We start from the raw sequence: 20831 nt of genomic DNA, 5'->3' as shown, positions 1-20831 counted from the left end.
CCCACCGCCACCGCCACCGCCACCGCCACCGCGCGACAAGGTGAACGTGCCACACGATCGCGGGAGTTCACCCCTCGGCGAGGGGGACGACCAGGGCTCCGCGGTCGTGGCCGACGATCAGGTGCGAGCCCGTGGCGGCCAGACAGGCGAGCGTCACGTCGAGGGCGATGTGCCGCACCGCGCCGGTCTCCGGTTCCCACACCCGCAGGCCATGCCCGTGTCTGCTGCCGACGACCAGCACGGGGCGCCCGTCGGGCGACACGGCGGCGGTCATGAGCGGAACACCCCCGGTGCCGGTCGACGGGGCAAGGCCGTCGCCGACCGGGAGACCGGTCGTCGGGTCCCACAGCATGACGCCGCCACGGTCGTCCCCCGTGGCCAGCAGGGACCGGGCCGGGCCGGGCACCGCCGCCACCGCCGCCACCCGGTGGCCGGCCTCGTCGAGCGCGCGTCGGCTGGGCTGCACGGCGGCGCCGCTGTCCCAGGGGTCGTCGACGGCCGGATCCCAGACCTCCACCCCTCCCCTGCCGTCCGAGGCCGCGATCAGCGTGTGCTCCGAGGCGAGCGGGACGCCGGCCATCGAGCGGATCGGACGGCCGTAGGGGTTGAGGCGCCCGACCGGCTCACCCGTGGCCGGGTCGCGCAGGCGGACCGCGCCCCGGAGGGTGGCGGAGACCAGCAGGGTCCGGCCGTCGGGGACGGTGGCGGCGCACAGGCCGGTCACCGCGTCGGGCCGGTGACCGGGCGGATGCCGGACCGCCTGCCCGAACTCCGGTCGAGCGGCGAGCAGTCGTCCCTCTGCCGCGTCCCACAGGGCGATCGTCCCGGAGTCGTCCCCGCTCGCCAGCACGGACGCGCCCCCGGGCAGGGGGACGGCCGTCAGCGCGCAGACCGGCTCGTGATGACCCGCCAGGGGGGTGCGGGCGAGTCGCCCGTCGACCGGATTCCACACGAGGACCTCGCCCGTGCCCCCGCCGCCCGCCACGAGTGGCGGTCGACCGGGGCCGCTGACGACCGTCAGCGAGCCGACGCCTCCCGGGAAACCCGACCCGGAGTCCGGCAACGCCGCCACGCGGCCCCACGGCGTTCCGTCGACGGCCACGAGGCTGTCGCCTTCCTGCCGCAGCCGGGTCGCCGCCGCACCCGGCCGGCGCGCCGGGGCGGGCTTCGGCGGCGCGGCCGGACCCTCGCCGTCGGTCCACGCCGGCGTGTCCGGGCTCAGGGGCCGTGCGCCCGCCGGGTCGTCGGCCAGGCCGTCGGCGATCGTCCATGTCCGCTCGCAGTTCCAGCAGCGGAAGTTCCCCGTGAGCGACATCAGTCGGCGGCCCAGCTCCCTCCCGGCCGGCCGCGGAACGCCCGTGACCGCGACCACGCCGGCGACCAGGCACAGCACGGCCCACCCGGGGGCGGCCCGGGGCACTCCCGCCGCCGCGACGTCGCGTGCCACGCGCAGGACGGGCCCCCACTCCTGCCCCGGCGTCCGCGCGGGCGGTGCGTGCTCCAGCGCCGCCGCGACCGCGGCCCAGGGGCTCTCTGCCGGAAGGGCGTCGAGGGGCTCGGGCAGCTCCGGGACGTCGAAGGGCGGGCGCGCCGGGTCCGCGAAGAAGGCGGGGAGCTCCGTGTCGGCGTCGCACCCGCGGCACGTCAGCCGCACCTCGGGTTCCGAGGGCGTGAGGGACCACAGTGCCGCGGCGGTGTGGTGACCGGCGAAGGCGACGCAGCTGAGCGCGAGGGAGGCGGCGCTCTCGACGGGAGCGCCGGCGAGCAGACTGCGCACGGCCGACCGCTCGGCGAGCCGGAGCGCGGCCGCGAACCCGGCCTCGAGATCCGCGGGGACGGGACGCCGGTCCTCCGCGGTCACGACGCATCCCAGGTCGATCCAGAAGTCGACGGACCGGCGCGGCTCCCACCGCGCTGCCGCCTCGACGAGATGGGGCAGGGCCGCATAGGCGCCGTCGTGGACGGTTCCGTCGTCCAGCAGACCCTGTGCCAGGTCCGTCCATCTGTGCCGCCACGCGTCGCCGCCCCCGGCGGCCGGCGCGGCGGCCATCTCCTCCAGCAGGGCCGCCAGCTCGTCGACCGTCACACCGTGGAGGTCGCGCCAACGGGCGCTGTGCAGGGGCAGTTTCGCCGTCATGGGACGATTGTCGCAGTAGGCGCCGACAGCCCGGAGGCGGGCTCTCAGCAGGCCGGCGGCCGTCCCGACCAGGCGGCGTGCAGGAGCCGCCCGAGGCCGTCCGCGGTCACCTCGCGGGGGTTGGCGTAGGGGGCGGCCAGGGTGAGCTCGACGATCCGGTCGACGTCGTCCCGCGCCATGCCCAGTTCGCGCAGGGAACGCGGGGCGCCGAGCCGGCCGGCGAGGTCCCACAGCGCGAGGGCGGGGTCGGCGGGTGCGCCGAGGGCGCGGCCGAGCTTCGCCGTCGCCGCGGGCGCCGCGACCTGGTTGTAGGCGAGGGCGTGCGGCAGGACCACGGTGTGGGTGGCGGCGTGCGGCAGGTCGAGAGCGCCGCCGAGGGCGTGGCAGAGCTTGTGGTGCAGCGACATGGTGGTGGCCCCGAGGCAGGCGCCGCACAGCCAGGCGCCGTACTGGGCGCGGGATCGGGCGTCGAGGTCGGCGCCGTCGGCGACGACGTCCGGGAGCGCGCGGGCGAGCGACCGCACGCCGTCCTCGGCCATGAGGTCGATGATCGGCGAGGCGTCGGGCGCGTACAGGGCCTCGACCGCGTGGGCGATCGCGTTCATGCCGCTGGTCGCGGCGACGGCCGCGGGCAGGCCGACGGTGAGCTCGGGGTCGTACAGCACGGACACCGGCAGGACGCGCGGATCCCGGCCCGTGCGCTTGACGCCGTTCTCCGTCAGGCCCCACACCGGCGTCATCTCGGATCCGGCGTACGTCGTGGGCACCGCGAGGACCGGCAGACCGAGCCGCAGGGCGACGATCTTCCCGAGGCCGATGGCCGAGCCGCCGCCGACGGCGAGGCAGCCGTCCGCGTCGACCTCCGCGGCGCGCCGGGCGGCCTCGGCGGCGGACGCGGCGGGCACGTGCGCACGGGCGTGCGGGTGGATGTCCGCCACGCGGGCGCCGACCCGTCCGGCGATGCTCTCGGCCGGCCGTAGCCGTCCGGGCGAGCAGAGCACCATGACCCTTTCGAGGCCGGCGCGGTCGATCTCGTCGGCGAGCCGGTCCAGGGCGCCGGCCCCCATCACCACGCGCATGGGCAGTGCCTGGTAGCTGAAGGCGAGCGGCGCGGTCATCGGCCGTCCCCGGCCGTCCCGGGTTCCAGGACGATGTCGAACTCGGCCATGCGGAACGGAGCGGCGACCCGGTGCGCGTGCGCCTTCTCGACGTCGTCGACCTGCGCGAAGTCGACGACGAGACTGTCCTTGACGGCGAAGACGGCGTCCGAGTCCTGGTAGGGGCTGCCGGCGACGAAGACATGGGTCGTGAGCGGCCGGTGGCCGTCGGCGTCGACGACGAAGTGGATGTGGGCGGGGCGGTAGGGGTGCCGTCCGGTCGCGACCAGGAGCCGTCCGACGGGGCCGTCCGTCGGAATGGGGTAGTGGCTGGGCACGACGGTGCGGAACCAGAGGCGTCCCTCGTCGTCGGTGCGGAAGAGGCCGCGTCCGTTGCCCGGCGGCTGGACGTCGGGCTGCTGGACGTCGTAGAAGCCGTCCTCGGTGCACTGCCACACGTCGACGCTCGCCGCCGCCAGCGGGGCGCCGTCCGCCGACAGGACGCGCAGCGCGACGACGCACGGCGTCCCGGAACCCAGCAGGTCGATGCTGTCGCCGCTCGCGCGCGGCGGGGACGCCACGACGTGGAACGGGCCGAGGACGGTGCCCTCGGTGCCGCCGCCCTGTTCGTTCACGGTCTCCACCAGCATGGAGACGCCCAGCACGTCGGAGAGCAGGATGAACTCCTGACGGGTGGGGCCGCAGGTCTGCCCCACGGCGGTGAGGTAGTCCACGGCCCGCTCCCACTCCCGGGTCGTGGGACGCACCTCGCGCACGTAGTCGTGCAGGTGGCGCACCAGCGCCTGGAGCAGTTCGCGCAACCGGGGGTCCGGGGTGTCACGGAAGCTGTCGACGACCGCGGCGGTGATGGCCTTCGCGGCGTCGTCGGTGCCGGGCATGACGTACCTCCTGGGGCGCGGCAGCCGTCCGCGGCCGGCCGACTGGGACGACACTACGCACGTACGGCCGCCCGCGTCACGGCGGAGCGCGCGCGACGGCCGGGCCGCGCGCCCGGGCACCGCTCTGTCACCGGTCGTCCCGGCCCCCGGCGCACAGCGCGTGGTCGACCAGGGCCCCGGCCGCGTTCTCCTGCTCCAGGATGTGCTCCGGGGTGTCGCCGCGCGCCTCGGACATGGAGACGACGACGCTGCGTCGGCCGTCTTCGGCAACGCCGTTGAGGGTGATGTATCCGCCGTCCCCGCCCTCGTGGCTCCAGTAGGTTCCTCCGCAGCTCAGCGGGCGTTCGACGAGGCCGAGCCCGTATCGGCCGCCGGGCCACAGCCGTTGGACCTCCGCGTTCACGGGAACGGTCTGCTTCATCTCGGCCAGCTGCCGGGCGGGCAGCAGACGGCCGGCGAGCAGCGCGCGCAGGAACCGGTTCTCGTCCCGGGTGGTCGTGGTGAACGCGGTCTCGTGGTCCACCGGTATCTGGTCGGTGACGTCCACCGTGGCGTCGGGGCCGAAGCGTTGGTAGCCCCGGGCGTGCGGGCCGGGCAGGTCGGTGGAGACGCCGGTCCAGCGGGTCCCGTCGAGGCCGAGCGGGCGCAGGACGCGCTCTTCGATCTCCTGGTGGACGGGTCGGCCGGTGAGCCGGTGGACGATCGAACCGAGCAGGATGTAGCCGGTGTTGGAGTACTGCCAGCCCTCGCCGGGCGCGAAGTCCGGGGCGTGGCGCATCGCGCGGGCGATCAGCTGCTCGGGCCGGTGCACGTCGTGACGCTGTCGGTAGTACTCCTCGGGCGTGGTGTATCCGGGCAGGTCGTCGTGGACGCCGGCGGTGTGCTGCAGCAGGTGCCGGAGGGTGATCCGGCGGCCGTCGTTGCCGTTGCCGCGCACCACGCCCGGCAGCCGGCTCTCGACCGTGTCGTCCAGGGACAGCCGTCCCTCCGCCGCCAGTTGGAGCACGACGGTGGCCACCAGTGTCTTGGCCGTGCTGGCCATGCGGAAGCGGCCGTTCGCGGGGACCGGCCGGCCGGTGCGCAGGTCTGCCGTGCCGCTGGTGGCGACCGACTCCCGGCCGTCGGGCGCGACCGCGCGGGCCTGTACGCCGCTGATGCCGAGGGCGTGGACGGCCCGGGTGTCCTGGCGCAACCGCTCGCCGGGCGAGGAGCGCTGGGGCTGGGCGACGGCGCCGGTCGCCCCGGCGGCGATCAGGGTGACGACGCCGACCATGAGAGCCAGGTGTCGCCGTGGGATGAAAGATGTCGCGGACATGGCTGAACGCTAGTTCCGGCCGCCGCCGGTCCACGATCCGGCGAACCCCCGGACGAGGCGGGGGGACACCCCCACCCCGGCACCGGCTCCTCTCCCCCTGTGCGATGCCCCTCCGTGTCCGCCGGCGCCCCTCACCCGTCGGTCAGCGCCTCGCTCCCGGCGCCGGTCTCGTCGGCCTCGGGGTCGTCGTCCTCGGCCTGCGCGAGGGTGGCCGGCCGTCGCACCACGAGGCCCTGCACCTCGTACGACATCTCCTTGACGTAGGGAGCCGGCGGCGGGTGGTAACGGCCCGCGCAGACCGACAGGTTGACGATGAGATAGGCGTGCCAGAAACGTCCGACGCCCTGCCGGTCGGCGAACACCCGGGTACCGTTCACCCACCAGACCACGGACCGCGAGCCGAACCGGACCCGCAGATCGACCCAGCCGCCCGGACGCACGGCCGGGTCGCGGTAGTAGGAGTTGGCGCCGCGGACGTGGTTGGTCAGCTCGAGCAGGTCGGGGTTGTCGGGGTGGTACTCGAAGACGTCGATCTCCTGACCGCCGTCGCGCCAGGTCCAGATGGCCGGCCAGGCTCCGGCCTCGTGGGGGAGACGCACCCGCGCCTCCAGCTCGTCACCCGCACGGACGGTGAAGCCCTCCTCGCTCCCCTCGGTGGTGAGCAGGCCCGTGTTCCACAGGCCGTCCTTGCGCAGGGTGGCGCGGAAGGTCCCCGAGCGGCTGTAGGCGGGGTCCGCCGTCAGGTGATCCAGTTTGTTGTCGCCGGGGTTGACGGGTCCGCCGTTGGGATAGGCCCACGACCGCCCCGCCACCCACTGACGGGTGGACGTGAAGTCCGCTGTGAAGACGACCTGGGGACCGGATCCGATCCCCTCTGCCGACGGTGTTCCGTCGCACGCAGGATTCTCCATGCGCGGATGCTGCTCCGCATATGTCCTGGGCATGCGGACGACGCCGAAACCGGGGCAAGGACAACCCTCCCGAGTGAACGGACGGTGGTGAAGGCGCGGTCGTGCCCGGGAGCGCGGTCCGCGCACTCCGGGCGCACGCCGCGGTCGTCACGCGTAGCGGGGGCTCCACTGAGCCGCCTCGACGGCTTCCCGCAGTTCCTCCCGGGTGGCCTTCGGAGCGACGCCGTCCTCCACCGCGGCCATCGCCGCGGCCATCGCGATCTCCCGGGCGGCGTCCCGCATCTGCCCCAGCGGCGGCAGCAGCGGTGCGGGGGCGCCGCTGTCGTCCGGAGCGGACCGGACGGCGCAGTCACCGACCGCGCGGGCCGCGGCCACCATCATCCGGTCCGTGACCCGGGTGGCCCGGCTCGCGGTGACCGCAAGGCCGACGGCCGGGAACACGTACACGTTGTTGGCCTGCGCGACCGGTGTCTCGCGTCCGTCGACCGTCACCGGCGGGAACGGGGAGCCGGTGGCGATCAACGCCCTGCCGCCGGTCCAGCGCACCAGGTCGGCGGGGTCGGCCTCGGCGTGGGAGGTGGGGTTGGACAGCGGGAAGACCACCGGACGTTCGCAGGAGGCCGCCATCCGCCGCACGATGTCCTCCGTGAAGGCGCCGTGCGCGGTGGACAGCCCGATCAGCACGGTCGGTTCGACCCGGTCCACCACCTCGGCCAGACCGTGCGGCTCCTGTTCGTCGTCGCGGGCGTAGACCCGCTGCTCGTCGGTCAGCCCGTCGCGGGAGGCGGTCAGCAGCCCGTCGACGTCCACGAACCAGAAGCGGGAGGCGGCCTCCTCCCGCGGAACGCCCTCGTCGACGAGCGCGAGGCGGATCATGTCGGCGACTCCCACCGCCGCGGATCCCGCTCCGAGGATCACGATCCGCTGGTCGGCGAGCCTGGTCCCCGCCACCCGTGTCGCCGTGGTGAGCGCGCCGAGGGCCACGGCGGCGGTGCCCTGGATGTCGTCGTTGAAGGTGAGCAGGCGGTCCTGGTAGCGGCCGAGGATGCGCCGGGCGTGCGCCGTCGCGAAGTCCTCCCACTGGAGCAGCGTCCCGGGCAGCTCCGCCTCCACGGCCGAGACCAGCGCCTCCACCAGCTCGTCGTAGCGGGCGCCGGTCACGCGTCGCTCGCGGCGGCCCAGGTAGTGGGGGTTGTTCAGCAGTTCCTCGTTGTCCGTCCCGGCGTCCAGCAGGATCGGCAGGGTCCGGGCGGGGTGGATGCCGCCGATCGCCGTGTACAGGCTGAGCTTGCCGATCGGGATGCCCATGCCGCCGACCCCCTGGTCGCCCAGGCCCAGGATGCGCTGCCCGTCGGTGACGACGATGACGTCCACGTCGGCGTGCGGGCGGTTGCGCAGGATCTCGCGGAAGCGGTGGCGGTCCTCGTACGACAGGAACAGTCCGCGCGGTCGGCGGTAGATCTCGCTGAAGCGCCGGCACGCCTCGCCGACGGTCGGGGTGTAGACGACCGGCAGCATCTCCTCCAGGTGGCGGGTGACCAGGCGGTGGAACAACACCTCGTTGGTGTCCTGGAGCTGGCGCAGGTAGATGTGCCGGTTCAGCGGCTTGTCGTAGCCGAGGAACGCCGCGTACGCCCGGTCGGCCTGGTCCTCGAGTGTCTCCATGGCGGGCGGCAGCAGCCCGTCGAGGCCGAACTCGGCCCGCTCGGCCGCGCTGAACGCGGTCCCTTTGTTGCGCAGGGGGTCGTACAGGAGGGCGGCGCCCCGGCCGGAGTCGTTCGCTGTCATGTCTTTCCGCCTGCCCCGCAGGCGCCGACCCGCACGCCAAGCCATGGGCAAGGCGTCGGCAAGGAATGGTCACCGGGCGGAGGGGAGGAGGGGCGGCCGGGGGTCACAGGCCGGCGAACAGGTCCTTCAGCGGGGCGGGCGTGCGGTCGGGAGCGAGGGCCTCGACCAGGACGCGCCCGTAACGGATCTTGCGCCCCTTCTTCGTGCCCATGAAGCGCCGCAACTGCTGTTCCCGCGGCCGGCCGTGCTGGGCCGGCTGCCGTACGAAGGTCCGCCAGGCGCGCAGTTCGTCCTCGGCCTCGACGACGGCCTCCACCCGTGCGGGGCCCAGGGCGCGGATGAGCTCGTCCTCCAGGTCGGCCGTGCACACGTGGACCTGCGGACGCGGTGTCCAGGACGGGTCGAGGGCGCGGTCGAAGAAGGGCTTCTCGCGCTCGTCGCACAGCCCGACCAGGCGCAGGCCGAGGCCGGCCGGTCCCAGCAGTCCGGCATGACGGCCGATGCTCATGGCCCCGCCCATCGGCATCACGCACACCCCCTCGGCCGCCAGGTCACGGCCGCGCGCGACGGCCAGCGCCTCGACGGCCGCGCGGTCGCTCAGCCCCTCCACCAGGACCGCGGTGTGCACCCCCAGCAGTTCGGCGAGCTCCTGCGCCCGCGCGCCGGGGCCACCGGCCGCCCAGCCCGCGACCTCGTCCCGGAACGTGCGCATGTCGGCCATGCGGGAAGTCTGCTACGACCACGGTCGACGACGCGCGCGATATTCGCCGGCGGGCGACTTCGTCAGGCGGCGGGACAGAGCGCCTCGCGGTCGGCCGGGGCCGCGGTGCGGTCCCTGGGCACGGGCCGCGTCAGCGGCGCGGGGACCACGGCCGCGCCTCGCGAGCGGCCCCGTGCGAAGACGACCAGGCGCAGGACCGCGAACCGTGCGACGCCGGCGAGCGCGGAGGCGGACAGGTACACGGCCTGTTCGCACAGCGGGCCCGGCGAGTCCACCGACGCCCGCAGGACGGCCATCGCCAGGCAGGTCACCGCGTACGCGGCCGCCGCGGACCCGGCCGACTGCACGTGCTGACGCCAGGTCGCCCGCCCGCCCGCGCCGAAGGTGAAGCGCGCGTGGAGGTCGGTGGCGACGACGGTCGAACCGGCGGTGACCACGGCGTTGGCCAGGGCCCAGGGAACCTGCGAGGAGAGGGCCGCCACGGCGAAGCCGGCGGCCACCCCCACTCCCCCGCCGCACAGCACGAAGCGCGTGAACGCCACGACGTCGCCGGGCACCGCCCGCTGTCTCTTCCGTACGTCCCGCATGACCCCGCCCCTCCGACCGCCCCCTCTGCGGATCGAGGCCTCCCGCTCGGCGAGCCCGTCGTCCCACAGTTTCCGACGACGGAAACGCTACGTTGCCTTCACGTTCTCAGCAACGGATTTATTGCACGAAGCCATCTAACACACAGGTAGATGCGGGAAATTCGTTGCAACGGCTCACCAGGTAACGCAATACCACTGTCGCCCAGCGTTGCAATGAATGGAGGTGAACGCCTCGGCTCCCGGTCGGGCCGAGTGGGGCGCGTCCGTGCGGCAACCCCGTACCGGAAACCAGGCTCGAGGCCGGGCGGGTCGATGTCCGGGCGGGCCCGCGCCGGGCGGTCGGCGTCCGGCCGCACACACGCGTCGGGCCCCGGAGCGAAAGAACGCTCCGGGGCCCGACGGTGTCCGAGATCAGGCAGGCGTGATGTTCTCCGCCTGCGGGCCCTTCTGGCCCTGCGTGATGTCGAAGGTCACGGCCTGGCCTTCCTGGAGCTCACGGAAGCCGGTGGCGTTGATGTTGGAGTAGTGGGCGAAGACGTCCGGTCCGCCGCCGTCCTGAGCGATGAAACCGAAGCCCTTTTCGGCGTTGAACCACTTCACGGTTCCGCTGGCCATGCTGGTGCCTCCCAGTCGTTAGTCGGGAACCGCACCGCGCGGCCCCGGAGGTGATCGCCCTGGTCCGGCACTGCACAGCAAAACGCCCACGCGACGGCGCGGGCAGGTACTGCGAACCACGACAGCTGACGATGACGCTACACGGCGAGAGCGGCGCCCACCAGAGAGCAACGGTCATGATCCGCCGCCTGTGCGACACCGAAGCGCCCAGCCGGAGCAGACTTCGCCCGTTCGAGCCCGTTTCCGCACGTATGAAGAGCAGTTCCGACGCGACGGGCGCGCCCGGTCGGCGACACGGGCGTGCCCTGCGATCGCGGCTCGCGTCTCCGCCGCCGTCGTCACCCGTGCGCGAACGCGGTCAGGCGGGCTGCCACAGCTCGACCCGGTTCCCCTCGGGGTCCGTGACCCATCCGAACCGGCCGACTCCCTCCATGTCCTGCGTCTCCTCCTCCACCGCGGCGCCCTTGTCGCGCAGTTGCGCGAGCATCGCGTCGAGATCGCGGACGCGGAAGTTGAGCATGGCCTGCTGAGCGCGGTCTCCGAAGTAGTCGGTCCCCGACTCGAACGCCGCGAACACCGTCGGGCCGGTGTCCTGACTCCACAGGCCGTTGTCGTCGGCGTCCAGACCGAGGCAGTCGCGATACCAGGCGCCGAGGGCGGCGGGGTCGGCCGCCCGGAGGAAGTACCCGCCGATTCCAAGCACACGTTCCATGCCGTCATCCTGCCAGGACCGCGGCCCGCCCGGGGCTGGAGACGGCGGCACCGGTGCGGGCCGGGGTCAGGAGACGGCGGCACTCGTCCGGGGCGGGGCCGCCAGCCGCAGGCCGAGCTCCACAAGGGTCCAGCCGAGGCGGGTCCGCAGGCCCCCGGGGTTCCGGGGGACTTCGGCAGACCGGGCGAGGGAGGCGAGACGGTGGGCGTCGGCTTCGGCGCGGAGGGCGACGGCGCGGGCGTGGTGCAGGGCGAGATGGGTCTCGGGGTGCATCGGACGCGGGCCTCTCATTCCGTGGACAGGGGAAACGCGCGGGTGTGCACACGCACCCGAGCGGCGTCGGCGTCGCCCTCGTCGACCGCACGGTCGCGGTAGGTCTCGACGAGTGCGTGCATCTTCTCGATCAGTTCCTGGGTCAGCTCCGGCGTCAGCATCAGCGTGGCGCTGCTCAGGTCCCAGGTGCGGTTCCACTCCTGCGACCAGGTGTGCCGGTTGCCGAGCCAGGTCGACAGGTCGCGGGTCTGGGCGGTGGCGACCTCGTGGAGGTAGGTGTCCGCCGCGCCGCGCACCTCCGGGCCGGCGTCGGCGAGCAGTGCCTCGTCCAGGCGCAGCCCCTGCTGGGCCGCCTTCCACCAGCGCTCCCGGCCCTTGCCCCGGTCGGGGGCGTCCTCGATGAAGCCGTGGGCGGCGAGCTGCCGCAGGTGATAGCTGGTCGCCCCGCTCGACTCACCGAGTTTCTCGGCCAGTCGGGAGGCGGTCGCCGGACCCCCGAAGCGCAGGGCGTCCAGCAGTCGCATGCGCAGGGGGTGGGCGAGCCCGCGCAGCGAGCGGGCGTCGAGACTGCGGACCTCCGGGTCCTGTGGCTCGTTCATGGGGACGACGATACCCATGCAAAGAATCCGTTGCAACAACTTCTTTGCAACGGATTCTTTGCATGGCGAGGGTGAGAGGTCGCGGGTCAGGCGGGGTCGAGGAAGTCCAGCAGGACGGCGGCTTCGGCGCGCAGCCGCGCGGCACGGTCGGCATGCGCGGGGGCGGTCAACTGCCCTGCGGCCTCCAGCCGTTCGGCTGCCTCGGCGCGCACGATGTCCCGCACGTCACCCTCGCTCAGCTCCCGCCGCACCGCCTCGGTGGCCCCCGCGCCCACCGGCGACAGTTCCAGGGCCCCGCCGCCAGGACGGGCCTCGTCCACGGGCACCGCCTCCGCGTTGTCCAGCGCCGCGAGGGCCGCGCGCAGGGCGCTCACCGCAACCTTGTCGCGGGCGCGCATCGCTTCCGGGAGGGCTTGTCGCATGAGGAGACGTAGAGACATGCCGGGACCCTACGGTCGGGTTCCCGGCCTCACAACGGGATATGTCCGCAGGCGGACGGGGCGTCGCCGCCGGCGGTCGTGCCACCGCGCCACCGCGCCACCGCGCCGTCGCGCCGTCGCGCCGTCGCGCCAGGGACCGGCAAACGGAGAGCCGAGCGCGAGGCGCGATCGGCACCCCACCGCGGGCGGCACGGCGGCCCGCAGCGGACTGCGGACCGCGGGCTGTGGACTGCGAGACTGCGGGCGGACGGCCGTGGGCCACGGGCTGCGAGTCACGGGCCGCTTGCTGGCCGCCTCGACCACCCGTCACGCCGTCGAGGCGGCCAGCGGGTTCAGGAACGTCAGCACGGAGGCGTCCTCTTCGATCAGCGGGACGAGGGCCGCGTTGAAGGGCCCGCCGTACGGGGCGTTCAGGTGCGCCTTGAAGGCGTCCTCGTCCCGGTACGCCTCGAAGATCCAGAAGGCGCGGGGGGCGGCGTCCTTGGTGTAGACGTCGAAGGCGATGTTGCCCTCTTCCTCGCGCACCTTGCGGGCGTACTCGCCGATCAGGCGGGCGACCTCGTCCCGGGCGCCCTCGCGGGCGGTGAACTCGGCGAGCAGGGTCTTGGTCATGGCGTCGTGTCCTCGCTGGTGGGGATGCGGGCGGGTCGGCAGAACAGGCGTCCCGGGCCGGACGCCGGGAACCTCGCTTCTCGCGGCCGGCGCTGTCGTCGTCGACGGGTGTCATCGATGACATCGACCGGCCCGATCATGGGCGCAAGGCCGCGCGGGAGTCAACGGCGCGGACCCGCCGGCCGGTGCGGGTCCGCCCGGGCCGTCAGACCCCGCCGGCCGGGGCGAGCCGTGCCAGCTCGTCCCGCCAGGGCGGGTTGGGGCCGGCGACCGAGCAGGTCAGTGCGGCCACCTGGGCGCCGAACCCGCAGGCCGCCACGACCTCGTCGAGACCGAGGCCGTCCAGTCGGCCGCCGAGGTGCCCCTGGGCGTCCAGGCTGTGCAGCAGCCCCGCGGTGAAGGAGTCGCCGGCCCCGACCGTGTCGACGACCCGCGCGGTCACCGCGGGCACCCGCGCCCGCTCGCCGTCGAGCGAGGCCAGGGCGCCGTCGGAGCCCAGGGTGATCACGACGAGCCGCGCTCCCGCGGCATGCCAGAGATCGCAGGCCTTCTCGGGCGCCACGCCGGGCAGCAGGAGCTCGAGGTCGTCCGCGCTCAGCCGCAGGACGTCGGCGAGGGCGCACCAGCGGGCGAGCCGGGCGCGGTAGGCCTCGGGGCGCACCAGCAGGGGCCGGACGTTGGGGTCGACGCTGACGGTGGCCCGCGGGGCCGCGGCCGCCAGGAACTCCTCGACCACCGCTCCGCCGGGTTCGCGGATCAGAGCCAGGGAGCCGGTGTGCACACAGGCCGTGCCGGACAGGTCGACCCGCGCCAGCTCCGCAGGCGTCCACTGCCAGTCGGCCGTGTTCTGGGCGTGGAAGGAGAACGCGGCCTGTCCCGCGGGGTCGAGTTCGGCCACTGCCAGCGTGCTGGGCTCGGCGGCGTCGACGGCGTACGACAGGTCGACGCCGGACGCCTCCAGGTGGGCCCGGAACAGGCGGCCGAAGACGTCGGAGGACAGGCGCGCGAGGAAGCGGGACGGTGTGCCGAGCCGGGCCAGGGCGACAGCCGTGTTCGCGGGTCCGCCGCCGGGGAGCACCCGCAGCGCGAGCTCGTTCGCGGCGGGCGCCGCTTCGGTGAAGGCGTCCGCGACGCACTCTCCCAGCACGGTGATCTGACGCGGGTTCATGGGCTGCTCTCTCTCGAAAGGCTCGGAAAGACCGGGCGAGGGGCGGTGCGACGACACGGCCCCTGACCGGCTGCGCGGAGGCGGCGGCTGCGGACGTTGCCGATTTGTGACGAGTGGAAGGCATTGACGTTGCCGGGATCCGGAGTCCATCATCCTCGCCAGGCGGTGTCAACGATGACATAAGTCAACGATGACACCCGGGACGGCACCCACCCGTACCCGCCCCCGTGCCGCCCGCTATCCCACAGGAGTCGATCATGTCTCGCACCACTCGCCTGTCCTCCTCCCTCCTCAGAGCAGCCGCGGTCACGGGCGTCGCCGCCCTCACCCTGACGGCCTGCGGGTCCGGTTCCGGTTCGGGCTCCTCCGGTTCCGGTTCGGGCAGCGTGAAGGTCGGTCTGATCACCAAGACCGACACCAACCCGTTCTTCGTGAAGATGAAGGAGGGCGCCGAGAAGGCCGCCAAGGAGAACGGCGCCGAACTGTCCACCGCCGCGGGCAAGTTCGACGGGGACAACGCCGGCCAGGTCACCGCCATCGAGAACATGGTCGCCGCCGGGGTCAAGGGCATCCTGATCACCCCGAGCGACTCGAAGGCGATCGTGCCGGCGATCCAGAAGGCCCGTGCCAAGGGCGTCCTGGTCATCGCGCTCGACACCCCCACCGAGCCGGAGAGCGCCGTCGACGCGCTGTTCGCCACCGACAACCTCAAGGCCGGCCAGCTGATCGGCGAGTACGCCAAGGCCGCCATGAAGGGCAAGACGGCGAAGATCGCCGCCCTCGACCTGGCTCCCGGCGTCTCCGTCGGCGTCCAGCGGCACAACGGTTTCCTCAAGGGCTTCGGGGCCACCGACAAGGACGTCGTGTGCGCCCAGGACACCGGCGGCGACCAGGCCAAGGGGCAGACCGCGATGGAGAACTGCCTCCAGAAGTCACCCGACATCAACGTCGTCTACACCATCAACGAGCCGGCGGCGCTCGGCGCCTTCACCGCGCTGAAGGCCAAGGGCCGCGAGAAGGACGTGCTGATCGTCTCCGTGGACGGCGGCTGCACCGGCACCCAGGCCGTCAAGGACGGCAAGATCGCCGCGACCTCGCAGCAGTACCCGCTGAAGATGGCCGCCGAGGGCGTCAAGGCCGTCGTGACCTACGCCAAGGACGGCAAGAAGGCCTCCGGTTACACCGACACCGGCGTCACCCTGATCACCGACAAGGCACAGGCCGGGGTCACGTCGAAGGACACCGCCTACGGCCTGGAGAACTGCTGGGGCTGAGCCCGGCCCGGACCGCACGACACCGTCACTGCCCCAGGCGGGGCGGTCGGCCCACCTCCCCGAGCGGGCACGACCGCCCCCCTCGTCCCGGCGGCGAGGGCTCCGGCCCTCGTCCTTCGCCCCGGACATCTGTCTTCCGACAAGGACTTCGCATGACAGCCACGACCACGCCGTACTCGGAGCTCAAAGCGCCGACCACGGCCCGCAGACTGCTCACGGCGCCGACCACCGGACCCCTGGCCGCCCTCCTGCTGGCCTGCGCCTTCTTCTCCTTCTCGACCGACCAGTTCCTGACCGGCGGGAACTTCTCCCTGATCGTGCAGCAGGTCATGGTCGTGGGCACCCTCGCCATCGGGCAGACCCTGATCATCCTCACGGCGGGGATCGACCTGTCGTGCGGGGCGGTGATGGCCTTCGGCAGCATCGTGATCGCCAAGACGGCGGCCGAGGGCTCCATGCCGCCGCTCGTGGCGATCGCGCTCGGCCTGGGCGTCTGCGGAGGCTTCGGGCTGCTCAACGGACTGCTCGTGCAGAAGATCCCGCTGCCGCCGTTCATCGTGACCCTCGGCATGCTCAACGTGGCGTTCGCCCTGACCCACATCTACTCCGCGGAGCAGACGGTCACCAACCTGCCCGGCCCGCTGACCGCCCTCGGCGAGACGTTCCCGATGGGGCACACGGACATCACCTACGGCTCCCTGGTCACCATCGCCCTGTTCCTGCTGCTGGCCTACGCGTTGAGCAGCACCGGCTGGGGCCGGCACGTCTACGCCCTCGGCAACAGCGCCGAGGCCGCCCGGCTGAACGGCATCCGCACCTCCCGCCTCACCATCGGCGTCTACACGGTGGCCGGCCTCCTCTACGGCGTCGCCGCCCTGCTGCTCATCTCCCGCACCGGGGTCGGCGACCCGCAGGCCGGTCAGACCGACAACCTCGACAGCATCACCGCCGTGGTGCTCGGCGGCACCAGCCTCTTCGGCGGGCGCGGTTCCGTCCTGGGCACCTTCATCGGCGTCCTCATCGTGGGCGTGTTCCGCAACGGCCTTCAGCTGATGGGCGTCGCCTCCATCTACCAGACCCTGATCACCGGCATCCTGGTGATCCTCGCGGTGACCGTCGACCAGATCTCCCGGAAGAAGGCCCGATGAGCGCCCCCTCCTCCCCCACGCCCGTGTTGCAGGCCCGCGGTCTGGTCAAGCGGTACGGACACGTCACCGCCATCGACGGCGCCGACTTCGACCTGATGCCCGGTGAGGTCCTCGCCGTCATCGGCGACAACGGCGCCGGCAAGACCAGCCTCATCAAGGCGCTCACCGGCGCGGTGACCCCCGACGCCGGCGAGATACGCCTCAACGGCGAGCCCATCGCCTTCTCCGGCCCGCAGAGCGCACGCGCGCACGGTATCGAGACCGTCTACCAGGACCTGGCCGTCGCCGCCTCCATGGACATCGCCTCGAACATGTTCCTCGGCCGCGAACTGCGCCGGCCGGGCGTCCTGGGCAGCGTCTTCCGCATGCTCGACAAGAAGCGCATGCGCCAGGAGGCGGCGGAGCACATGGCCGACCTCAAGATCGGCCTGCGCTCGCTGACGCAGTCGGTGGAGACGCTCTCCGGCGGACAGCGCCAGGCCGTGGCGGTCGCCCGTTCCGTGGCCTGGGCGCGCTCGGTCGTCGTGATGGACGAACCCACCGCCGCGCTCGGCGTCAAGGAGTCGGGTCAGGTCCTGGACCTCATCCGCCGGGTCCGCGACAAGGGCATGCCGGTCGTCCTCATCAGCCACAACATGCCGCACGTCTTCGAGATCGCCGACCGCGTCCACGTGCACCGGCTGGGCCGGCGAGCCGCCGTGATCAAGCCGTCCGACTACTCCATGGCCGAGGTCGTCGCCATCATGACCGGCGCTCTCACCGTCGACGCGGCCGGAGATACTGTCGTAGCGGATTCCGAGGCCGCCAAGGCCGCCGGAGTCCAGGCCACCTGACAGCTCGACCCCGCTCTCACAGTTTCCGGCCGAGGCCGCGGCCGGAACCGAGAGCCCTCAGGAGACGGTTTCCTCCATGGCAGCGAACCGCCGCCCCACCCTGGCCGACGTCGCCCGAGAAGTGGGCGTCAGCGCCAAGACGGTCTCCCGGGTCCTCAACGAGGACGGACCCGCCTCCGCGCAGACCAGGGAACAGGTACTGGCCGCCGTGGCCAAGCTGGGCTTCCAGCCGAACCTGATGGCCCGCAACATCCGCGTCGGCGGCCCGGACACCACCATCGGCCTGGTCATCCCCGACCTCGCCAACCCCTTCTTCGGAGCCGTCGCGCGGTCCATCGAGGACACCGTCCGCGACCGCGGGCTGACCCTGCTCATGGGTTCCTCCGCCGACGAACCCGACCGCGAACGCGCCCTGACGGACAAGTTCCTGGCCCGCCGCGTCAGCATCCTCATCGTGGTGCCGTCCGTCGGCGCCGACCACGCGCACCTGAAGTCGCACCGCACGGCGGGCCTGCCCGTCGTCTTCCTCGACCGGCCCGGAGTCGGCCTCGTCACCGACAACATCGTCAGCTCCAACCGTGCCGGAGCCCACGACGGCATCGCGCATCTCGTCGCGCACGGGCACCGGCGCATCGGCTTCGTCGGCGACCTGCCCCCGAAGCTGTACACCCGCCGCGAACGTCTGGCCGGCTACCGTTCCGCCCTCCAGGAAGCGGACATCCCCCACGACCGGGCGCTCGTCACCAACGCCCACGACCAGCGGGGCGCCGAGGCCGCGACGGCCCGGCTCCTCGCCCTGCCCGATCCGCCCACCGCCCTCTTCGCCGGCAACAACATCATGGCGCTGGGCATAGTGGCCGAACTGGCCCGCAGCGCGCGCAAGGACGTCGCCGTCGTCGCCTTCGACGACATCGCGCTCGCCGAGGCGCTCGAACCCGCCCTCAGCGTCGTCGCACAGGATCCGGAGGAACTCGGCAGGACGGCCGCGACCACCGCGCTGGCCCGGCTGGACGGCGACCGCTCCCGGGCCCGCACCATCACCGTCCCCACCCGGCTGATCGTCCGGGGGTCGGGCGAACTGCCGGTCACCGCGCCGCAGGAGGCCTGAGCCGCCGGCCGCGCGCGCAGCCGCCCCGGCCGGACGCGGCGCCCGGACCCCGAACGGGACCGCGCCCCGGGCCCTCCCGCCGCCTCCGTCACGGACGACCGGTTCCCACGGCCGCCCGGCGACCCCGCCGGCGTCGCCGGCCTCGCGGACGCCGGGCTCCCGTCCGGCGAGCAGATGCCGGCCCGTCTCGGCCCAGCCGGGAGGCGTCGGCGGAACGAGGGCGCCGATCCGGACGGCCGGCCCCTCGGCCCCCTCCCCGTGCGAGGACGACGGCCGTGACGTCCCTCGGTGTCCATGCCGGACATGGCAACCACCGGCCGCGCCCGACGGCGACCGCGTTTCGCGGAGCACGGGACCCGCCCCGCCCGCCGTCGAGCGCGAACGGTGTTGCCCCCGCCCGTGACGGTCACTAGGGTCGGTCGGGTGACTGCCGGGTCGGCCATGTGCCACGCACGAGTGAGGGTCCCGGCCTCGGCGTGAGCGCGAGGCGGGCCAGAAGCCCGCCGCTGTCTTCGTGTCCCTGCTCCCGGCGCCCCTGCGGCGCCCCACCCCAGCGGATCCACGACCGGAGACACACCACCCATGCCGCATCCCCCTGCCCACACCCGTGCCGAGCCCGCGCAGCACTCCCCCGAGCCCGAAACGCCGCCCGACGCCGTCCAGTTGAACCACACGGCCGTGTACGCCCGCGACCGGCGGCTGTCCGCCGAGTTCCTCGCCGCGATCCTGGGGCTCCACGTCGGAGCCCCCTTCGGACCGTTCCTGCCCCTCGACCTCGGCAACGGCGTCACGCTCGACTACTACGAGAAGCGCGACGAGCCGATCCAGCCGCAGCACTACGCCTTCCTCGTGCCGGACGAGCGGTTCGACGCCATGATCGCCCGTCTGGAAGCGGTCGGAGTCACCTACCACGCGGATCCCGGCCACACCGAACCGGGGCGCGTCAACCGTCTGTTCGGTGGTCGGGGCGCCTACTTCGCCGACCCGTCCGGACACAACATGGAGATCATCACGAGGCCCTACGCCCGACCGTGACCCCCGTCGCCGCGCACCGCACGTGACGGCTCCCGCCGCCGCGACCCCGGTCCGGCGGCGCCGTGCGGCCGCCGGTCGCCGGCCGCCCCGGACGACGCGAAGTCGGCTCCTTGATCGCTTTCCCCGGCCGCCCGGTGGCAGGCACCATCATCGGTGCACCTGCCGGCCCAGCCCCGACGTCGAACGTCGACACTCGACCGTCGAAGGAGACCACCATGACGGACGCCCCCGAAACAACCGACCTGACCGCCGCGTTCGCCGACATCCCGGTCACCACGCTCGCCGACGTCGTGGGCCGCGAGCAGGTCATGGACATCGGCGTGCGCCCGTTGTGGTCGCCGGTCCCGCGCGTGGCCGGGGCCGCGTTCACCGTGCGGTGCCCGCCCGGCGACAACCTCATGCTGCACGCCGCCGTCCACCGTGCGCAGCCGGGCGCGGTCATCGTCGTGGAGTCCGGCGACCTGGACTACGCGCTCGCCGGAGGCAACGTGTGCGCCGTCGCCCAGCGCCGGGGCGTCGCGGCCTTCGTCACCGACGGGGTCATCCGCGACCTGGCCGAGGTCCGGGACCTGGGCTTCCCCGTGTTCGCCCGGGGCGTCATCCCCATTCCGGGGAGCAAGAAGGCGGTCGAGCCGCTCAACGCGCCGGTGCGGGTCGCCGGAGTCGCCGTGCACGCCGGTGACGTGGTCGTCGCCGACGAGGAGGGCGTGGTCGTCGTGCCCGTCGGCCGCGCCGAGGAGGCGCTGTCCGCAGCCCGGGCCAAGCTGGCCAAGGAGGCGGACGAGACCCTCGACGACTGGGAGAGGGCCCACCGCACCCGCATCGACGAGATCCTGCGCTCCCAGGGCTTCGAGGGCTGAGCCGCCGACGCGGCGGAGTCCGCCTCGGCGGCGGGTGCCCCGGTCCGCCGGGCCACGTCTCGGGAGCGGGGGCGAACCGCGTCGTCCCCCGCGCGGGGGCTGCGGTGGTGGTCGCGGCGCCCCTGCGCGAGCACCCGGCGCAGTGGCGGGTCTCCCCGGTTCAGACGACGGTGAACCCGAGGTCGGCGAGCTGCGCGGCCAGAGCGCTCACCGTGTCCGGGTCGTCGAAGGCCCCCGTCTCGGCGAGGCCGTTCGCCGACTGGAACTCCCGCACCTTGCCCTGGGTGCGGGGCCCGTCGACGCCGTCCTGGCTCAGGGGCGTGAACCCCGGGGCGAGCAGCGCGCCCTGGACGCCGAAGACGTCGGAGAGGCTCAGGGCGATCCGCTCGACGGGCAGACCCCGGGTCTCCACGGTGTCGGCGAGCAGGAAGTGCGCCCGGTCGAGCTTGTTGCGGATCACGATCGTGCCCATGTCCGGGGCGAAGTGGCACTCGTCGGCGGCGCCGACCCAGTTGCCTTCGGCCACGTGCTTCTGGAACTCGGGGAAGTGGAACGCCGGGCCGAGGGCCCAGCACATGCTGAGGGCGGCGAGCTGCGCGTTGGCGGGCCATGAGCCGAAGTCGCCGAACTCCGGGCGCGCCGTGAGCACGGCCTCCGTCTCGTCGGCTTCCGGGCGTCGGGGAGTGCTGAGGCGGCGCC

Annotated in this window: 22 protein-coding genes; 6 read left to right on the top strand and 16 right to left on the bottom strand. The window is 73.4% G+C overall.

Annotated features, from left to right (window positions below):
* Positions 1-67: 67 nt before the first annotated feature.
* The 15 genes from KMS84_RS23665 to KMS84_RS23595 form a co-directional block, all read right to left on the bottom strand.
* The gene (locus KMS84_RS23665) at positions 68-2137 is read right to left on the bottom strand and encodes a WD40 repeat domain-containing protein (protein WP_256918439.1); all 2070 of its coding nucleotides are present in this window, start codon (positions 2135-2137) and stop codon (positions 68-70) included.
* Positions 2138-2181: 44 nt separating this feature from the next.
* Positions 2182-3255, bottom strand: coding sequence for a maleylacetate reductase (locus tag KMS84_RS23660; protein ID WP_256918438.1), 1074 nt, complete (start codon positions 3253-3255; stop codon positions 2182-2184).
* Positions 3252-4133 carry a dioxygenase family protein gene (locus tag KMS84_RS23655; protein WP_256918437.1) on the bottom strand — a complete coding sequence of 294 codons (882 nt, stop codon included), beginning with the start codon at positions 4131-4133 and terminating at the stop codon, positions 3252-3254. The genes KMS84_RS23660 and KMS84_RS23655 overlap by 4 nt, the downstream gene beginning before the upstream one ends.
* Before the next feature lie 127 nt (positions 4134-4260).
* Positions 4261-5448, bottom strand: coding sequence for a serine hydrolase domain-containing protein (locus tag KMS84_RS23650; RefSeq protein ID WP_256918436.1), 1188 nt, complete (start codon positions 5446-5448; stop codon positions 4261-4263).
* 131 nt (positions 5449-5579) lie between these two features.
* Complete coding sequence (locus tag KMS84_RS23645) at positions 5580-6359, bottom strand: LamG domain-containing protein (RefSeq protein WP_256918435.1); 780 nt, start codon at positions 6357-6359, stop codon at positions 5580-5582.
* Between the two features lie 147 nt (positions 6360-6506).
* Positions 6507-8147: an NAD-dependent malic enzyme gene (locus KMS84_RS23640; RefSeq protein WP_256918434.1), complete on the bottom strand. Its 1641-nt coding sequence runs from the start codon at positions 8145-8147 to the stop codon at positions 6507-6509.
* A 103-nt stretch (positions 8148-8250) separates the two neighbouring features.
* A complete protein-coding gene (locus KMS84_RS23635) occupies positions 8251-8868 on the bottom strand; it encodes a TOPRIM nucleotidyl transferase/hydrolase domain-containing protein (protein ID WP_256918433.1) in 618 nt (205 codons plus the stop codon).
* A 62-nt stretch (positions 8869-8930) separates the two neighbouring features.
* Complete coding sequence (locus tag KMS84_RS23630; RefSeq protein ID WP_256918432.1) at positions 8931-9455, bottom strand: GtrA family protein; 525 nt, start codon at positions 9453-9455, stop codon at positions 8931-8933.
* Between the two features lie 411 nt (positions 9456-9866).
* Positions 9867-10070 (bottom strand): cold-shock protein, encoded by a 204-nt coding sequence (locus tag KMS84_RS23625; protein ID WP_037622929.1) that lies wholly within the window; start codon positions 10068-10070, stop codon positions 9867-9869.
* A 358-nt stretch (positions 10071-10428) separates the two neighbouring features.
* Complete coding sequence (locus KMS84_RS23620; RefSeq protein ID WP_256918431.1) at positions 10429-10782, bottom strand: VOC family protein; 354 nt, start codon at positions 10780-10782, stop codon at positions 10429-10431.
* Between the two features lie 66 nt (positions 10783-10848).
* Entirely contained in the window at positions 10849-11055 is a 207-nt protein-coding gene (locus KMS84_RS23615) for a hypothetical protein (protein ID WP_256918430.1), read from the bottom strand.
* Positions 11056-11069: 14 nt separating this feature from the next.
* On the bottom strand, positions 11070-11654 hold the full coding sequence (locus KMS84_RS23610) for an ArsR/SmtB family transcription factor (RefSeq protein WP_256918429.1): 585 nt from the start codon (positions 11652-11654) through the stop codon (positions 11070-11072).
* 86 nt (positions 11655-11740) lie between these two features.
* Entirely contained in the window at positions 11741-12052 is a 312-nt protein-coding gene (locus KMS84_RS23605) for a hypothetical protein (protein WP_256918441.1), read from the bottom strand.
* Between the two features lie 348 nt (positions 12053-12400).
* Positions 12401-12706 carry a putative quinol monooxygenase gene (locus KMS84_RS23600; RefSeq protein ID WP_256918428.1) on the bottom strand — a complete coding sequence of 102 codons (306 nt, stop codon included), beginning with the start codon at positions 12704-12706 and terminating at the stop codon, positions 12401-12403.
* Between the two features lie 205 nt (positions 12707-12911).
* Complete coding sequence (locus tag KMS84_RS23595; protein WP_256918427.1) at positions 12912-13874, bottom strand: carbohydrate kinase family protein; 963 nt, start codon at positions 13872-13874, stop codon at positions 12912-12914.
* Between the two features lie 257 nt (positions 13875-14131).
* On the opposite strand from KMS84_RS23595, the gene KMS84_RS23590 reads away from it, so the two are divergent.
* The 6 genes from KMS84_RS23590 to KMS84_RS23560 all read left to right on the top strand — a co-directional run bounded on the left by KMS84_RS23590 (position 14132) and on the right by KMS84_RS23560 (position 20132).
* The gene (locus KMS84_RS23590) at positions 14132-15148 is read left to right on the top strand and encodes a sugar ABC transporter substrate-binding protein (protein ID WP_256918426.1); all 1017 of its coding nucleotides are present in this window, start codon (positions 14132-14134) and stop codon (positions 15146-15148) included.
* Positions 15149-15300: 152 nt separating this feature from the next.
* On the top strand, positions 15301-16296 hold the full coding sequence (locus tag KMS84_RS23585) for an ABC transporter permease (protein WP_256918425.1): 996 nt from the start codon (positions 15301-15303) through the stop codon (positions 16294-16296).
* Positions 16293-17129 carry an ATP-binding cassette domain-containing protein gene (locus tag KMS84_RS23580; protein ID WP_256918424.1) on the top strand — a complete coding sequence of 279 codons (837 nt, stop codon included), beginning with the start codon at positions 16293-16295 and terminating at the stop codon, positions 17127-17129. The genes KMS84_RS23585 and KMS84_RS23580 overlap by 4 nt, the downstream gene beginning before the upstream one ends.
* 76 nt (positions 17130-17205) lie before the next feature.
* Entirely contained in the window at positions 17206-18237 is a 1032-nt protein-coding gene (locus KMS84_RS23575) for a LacI family DNA-binding transcriptional regulator (protein WP_256918423.1), read from the top strand.
* 582 nt (positions 18238-18819) lie between these two features.
* Positions 18820-19272, top strand: coding sequence for a VOC family protein (locus KMS84_RS23565; protein ID WP_256918422.1), 453 nt, complete (start codon positions 18820-18822; stop codon positions 19270-19272).
* A gap of 215 nt (positions 19273-19487) precedes the next feature.
* Positions 19488-20132 (top strand): RraA family protein, encoded by a 645-nt coding sequence (locus tag KMS84_RS23560; RefSeq protein ID WP_256918421.1) that lies wholly within the window; start codon positions 19488-19490, stop codon positions 20130-20132.
* Positions 20133-20292: 160 nt separating this feature from the next.
* Here the strand turns inward: KMS84_RS23560 and KMS84_RS41270 are convergent, their stop codons facing one another.
* Positions 20293-20781, bottom strand: a complete 489-nt coding sequence (locus KMS84_RS41270) for a peptidoglycan-binding domain-containing protein (protein WP_256918420.1) — start codon at positions 20779-20781, stop codon at positions 20293-20295.
* Between the last annotated feature and the right edge of the window lie 50 nt (positions 20782-20831).

Source organism: Streptomyces hilarionis (assembly GCF_024539675.1).
Classification (GTDB): domain Bacteria; phylum Actinomycetota; class Actinomycetes; order Streptomycetales; family Streptomycetaceae; genus Streptomyces; species Streptomyces hilarionis.
This window is presented reverse-complemented; position numbering and strand designations above follow the sequence as displayed.

Coding starts and splice junctions, on each gene's coding strand:
- KMS84_RS23635 (WP_256918433.1), bottom strand. CDS start 8,868: ATGGCCGACATGCGCACGTTCCGGGACGAGGTCGCGGGCTGGGCGGCC.
- KMS84_RS23580 (WP_256918424.1), top strand. CDS start 16,293: ATGAGCGCCCCCTCCTCCCCCACGCCCGTGTTGCAGGCCCGCGGTCTG.
- KMS84_RS23585 (WP_256918425.1), top strand. CDS start 15,301: ATGACAGCCACGACCACGCCGTACTCGGAGCTCAAAGCGCCGACCACG.
- KMS84_RS23660 (WP_256918438.1), bottom strand. CDS start 3,255: ATGACCGCGCCGCTCGCCTTCAGCTACCAGGCACTGCCCATGCGCGTG.
- KMS84_RS23615 (WP_256918430.1), bottom strand. CDS start 11,055: ATGCACCCCGAGACCCATCTCGCCCTGCACCACGCCCGCGCCGTCGCC.
- KMS84_RS23620 (WP_256918431.1), bottom strand. CDS start 10,782: ATGGAACGTGTGCTTGGAATCGGCGGGTACTTCCTCCGGGCGGCCGAC.
- KMS84_RS23565 (WP_256918422.1), top strand. CDS start 18,820: ATGCCGCATCCCCCTGCCCACACCCGTGCCGAGCCCGCGCAGCACTCC.
- KMS84_RS23645 (WP_256918435.1), bottom strand. CDS start 6,359: ATGGAGAATCCTGCGTGCGACGGAACACCGTCGGCAGAGGGGATCGGA.
- KMS84_RS23590 (WP_256918426.1), top strand. CDS start 14,132: ATGTCTCGCACCACTCGCCTGTCCTCCTCCCTCCTCAGAGCAGCCGCG.
- KMS84_RS23560 (WP_256918421.1), top strand. CDS start 19,488: ATGACGGACGCCCCCGAAACAACCGACCTGACCGCCGCGTTCGCCGAC.
- KMS84_RS23575 (WP_256918423.1), top strand. CDS start 17,206: ATGGCAGCGAACCGCCGCCCCACCCTGGCCGACGTCGCCCGAGAAGTG.
- KMS84_RS23665 (WP_256918439.1), bottom strand. CDS start 2,137: ATGACGGCGAAACTGCCCCTGCACAGCGCCCGTTGGCGCGACCTCCAC.
- KMS84_RS23625 (WP_037622929.1), bottom strand. CDS start 10,070: ATGGCCAGCGGAACCGTGAAGTGGTTCAACGCCGAAAAGGGCTTCGGT.
- KMS84_RS23640 (WP_256918434.1), bottom strand. CDS start 8,147: ATGACAGCGAACGACTCCGGCCGGGGCGCCGCCCTCCTGTACGACCCC.
- KMS84_RS23610 (WP_256918429.1), bottom strand. CDS start 11,654: ATGAACGAGCCACAGGACCCGGAGGTCCGCAGTCTCGACGCCCGCTCG.
- KMS84_RS23600 (WP_256918428.1), bottom strand. CDS start 12,706: ATGACCAAGACCCTGCTCGCCGAGTTCACCGCCCGCGAGGGCGCCCGG.
- KMS84_RS23630 (WP_256918432.1), bottom strand. CDS start 9,455: ATGCGGGACGTACGGAAGAGACAGCGGGCGGTGCCCGGCGACGTCGTG.
- KMS84_RS23595 (WP_256918427.1), bottom strand. CDS start 13,874: ATGAACCCGCGTCAGATCACCGTGCTGGGAGAGTGCGTCGCGGACGCC.
- KMS84_RS23605 (WP_256918441.1), bottom strand. CDS start 12,052: ATGCGCGCCCGCGACAAGGTTGCGGTGAGCGCCCTGCGCGCGGCCCTC.
- KMS84_RS23650 (WP_256918436.1), bottom strand. CDS start 5,448: ATGTCCGCGACATCTTTCATCCCACGGCGACACCTGGCTCTCATGGTC.
- KMS84_RS23655 (WP_256918437.1), bottom strand. CDS start 4,133: ATGCCCGGCACCGACGACGCCGCGAAGGCCATCACCGCCGCGGTCGTC.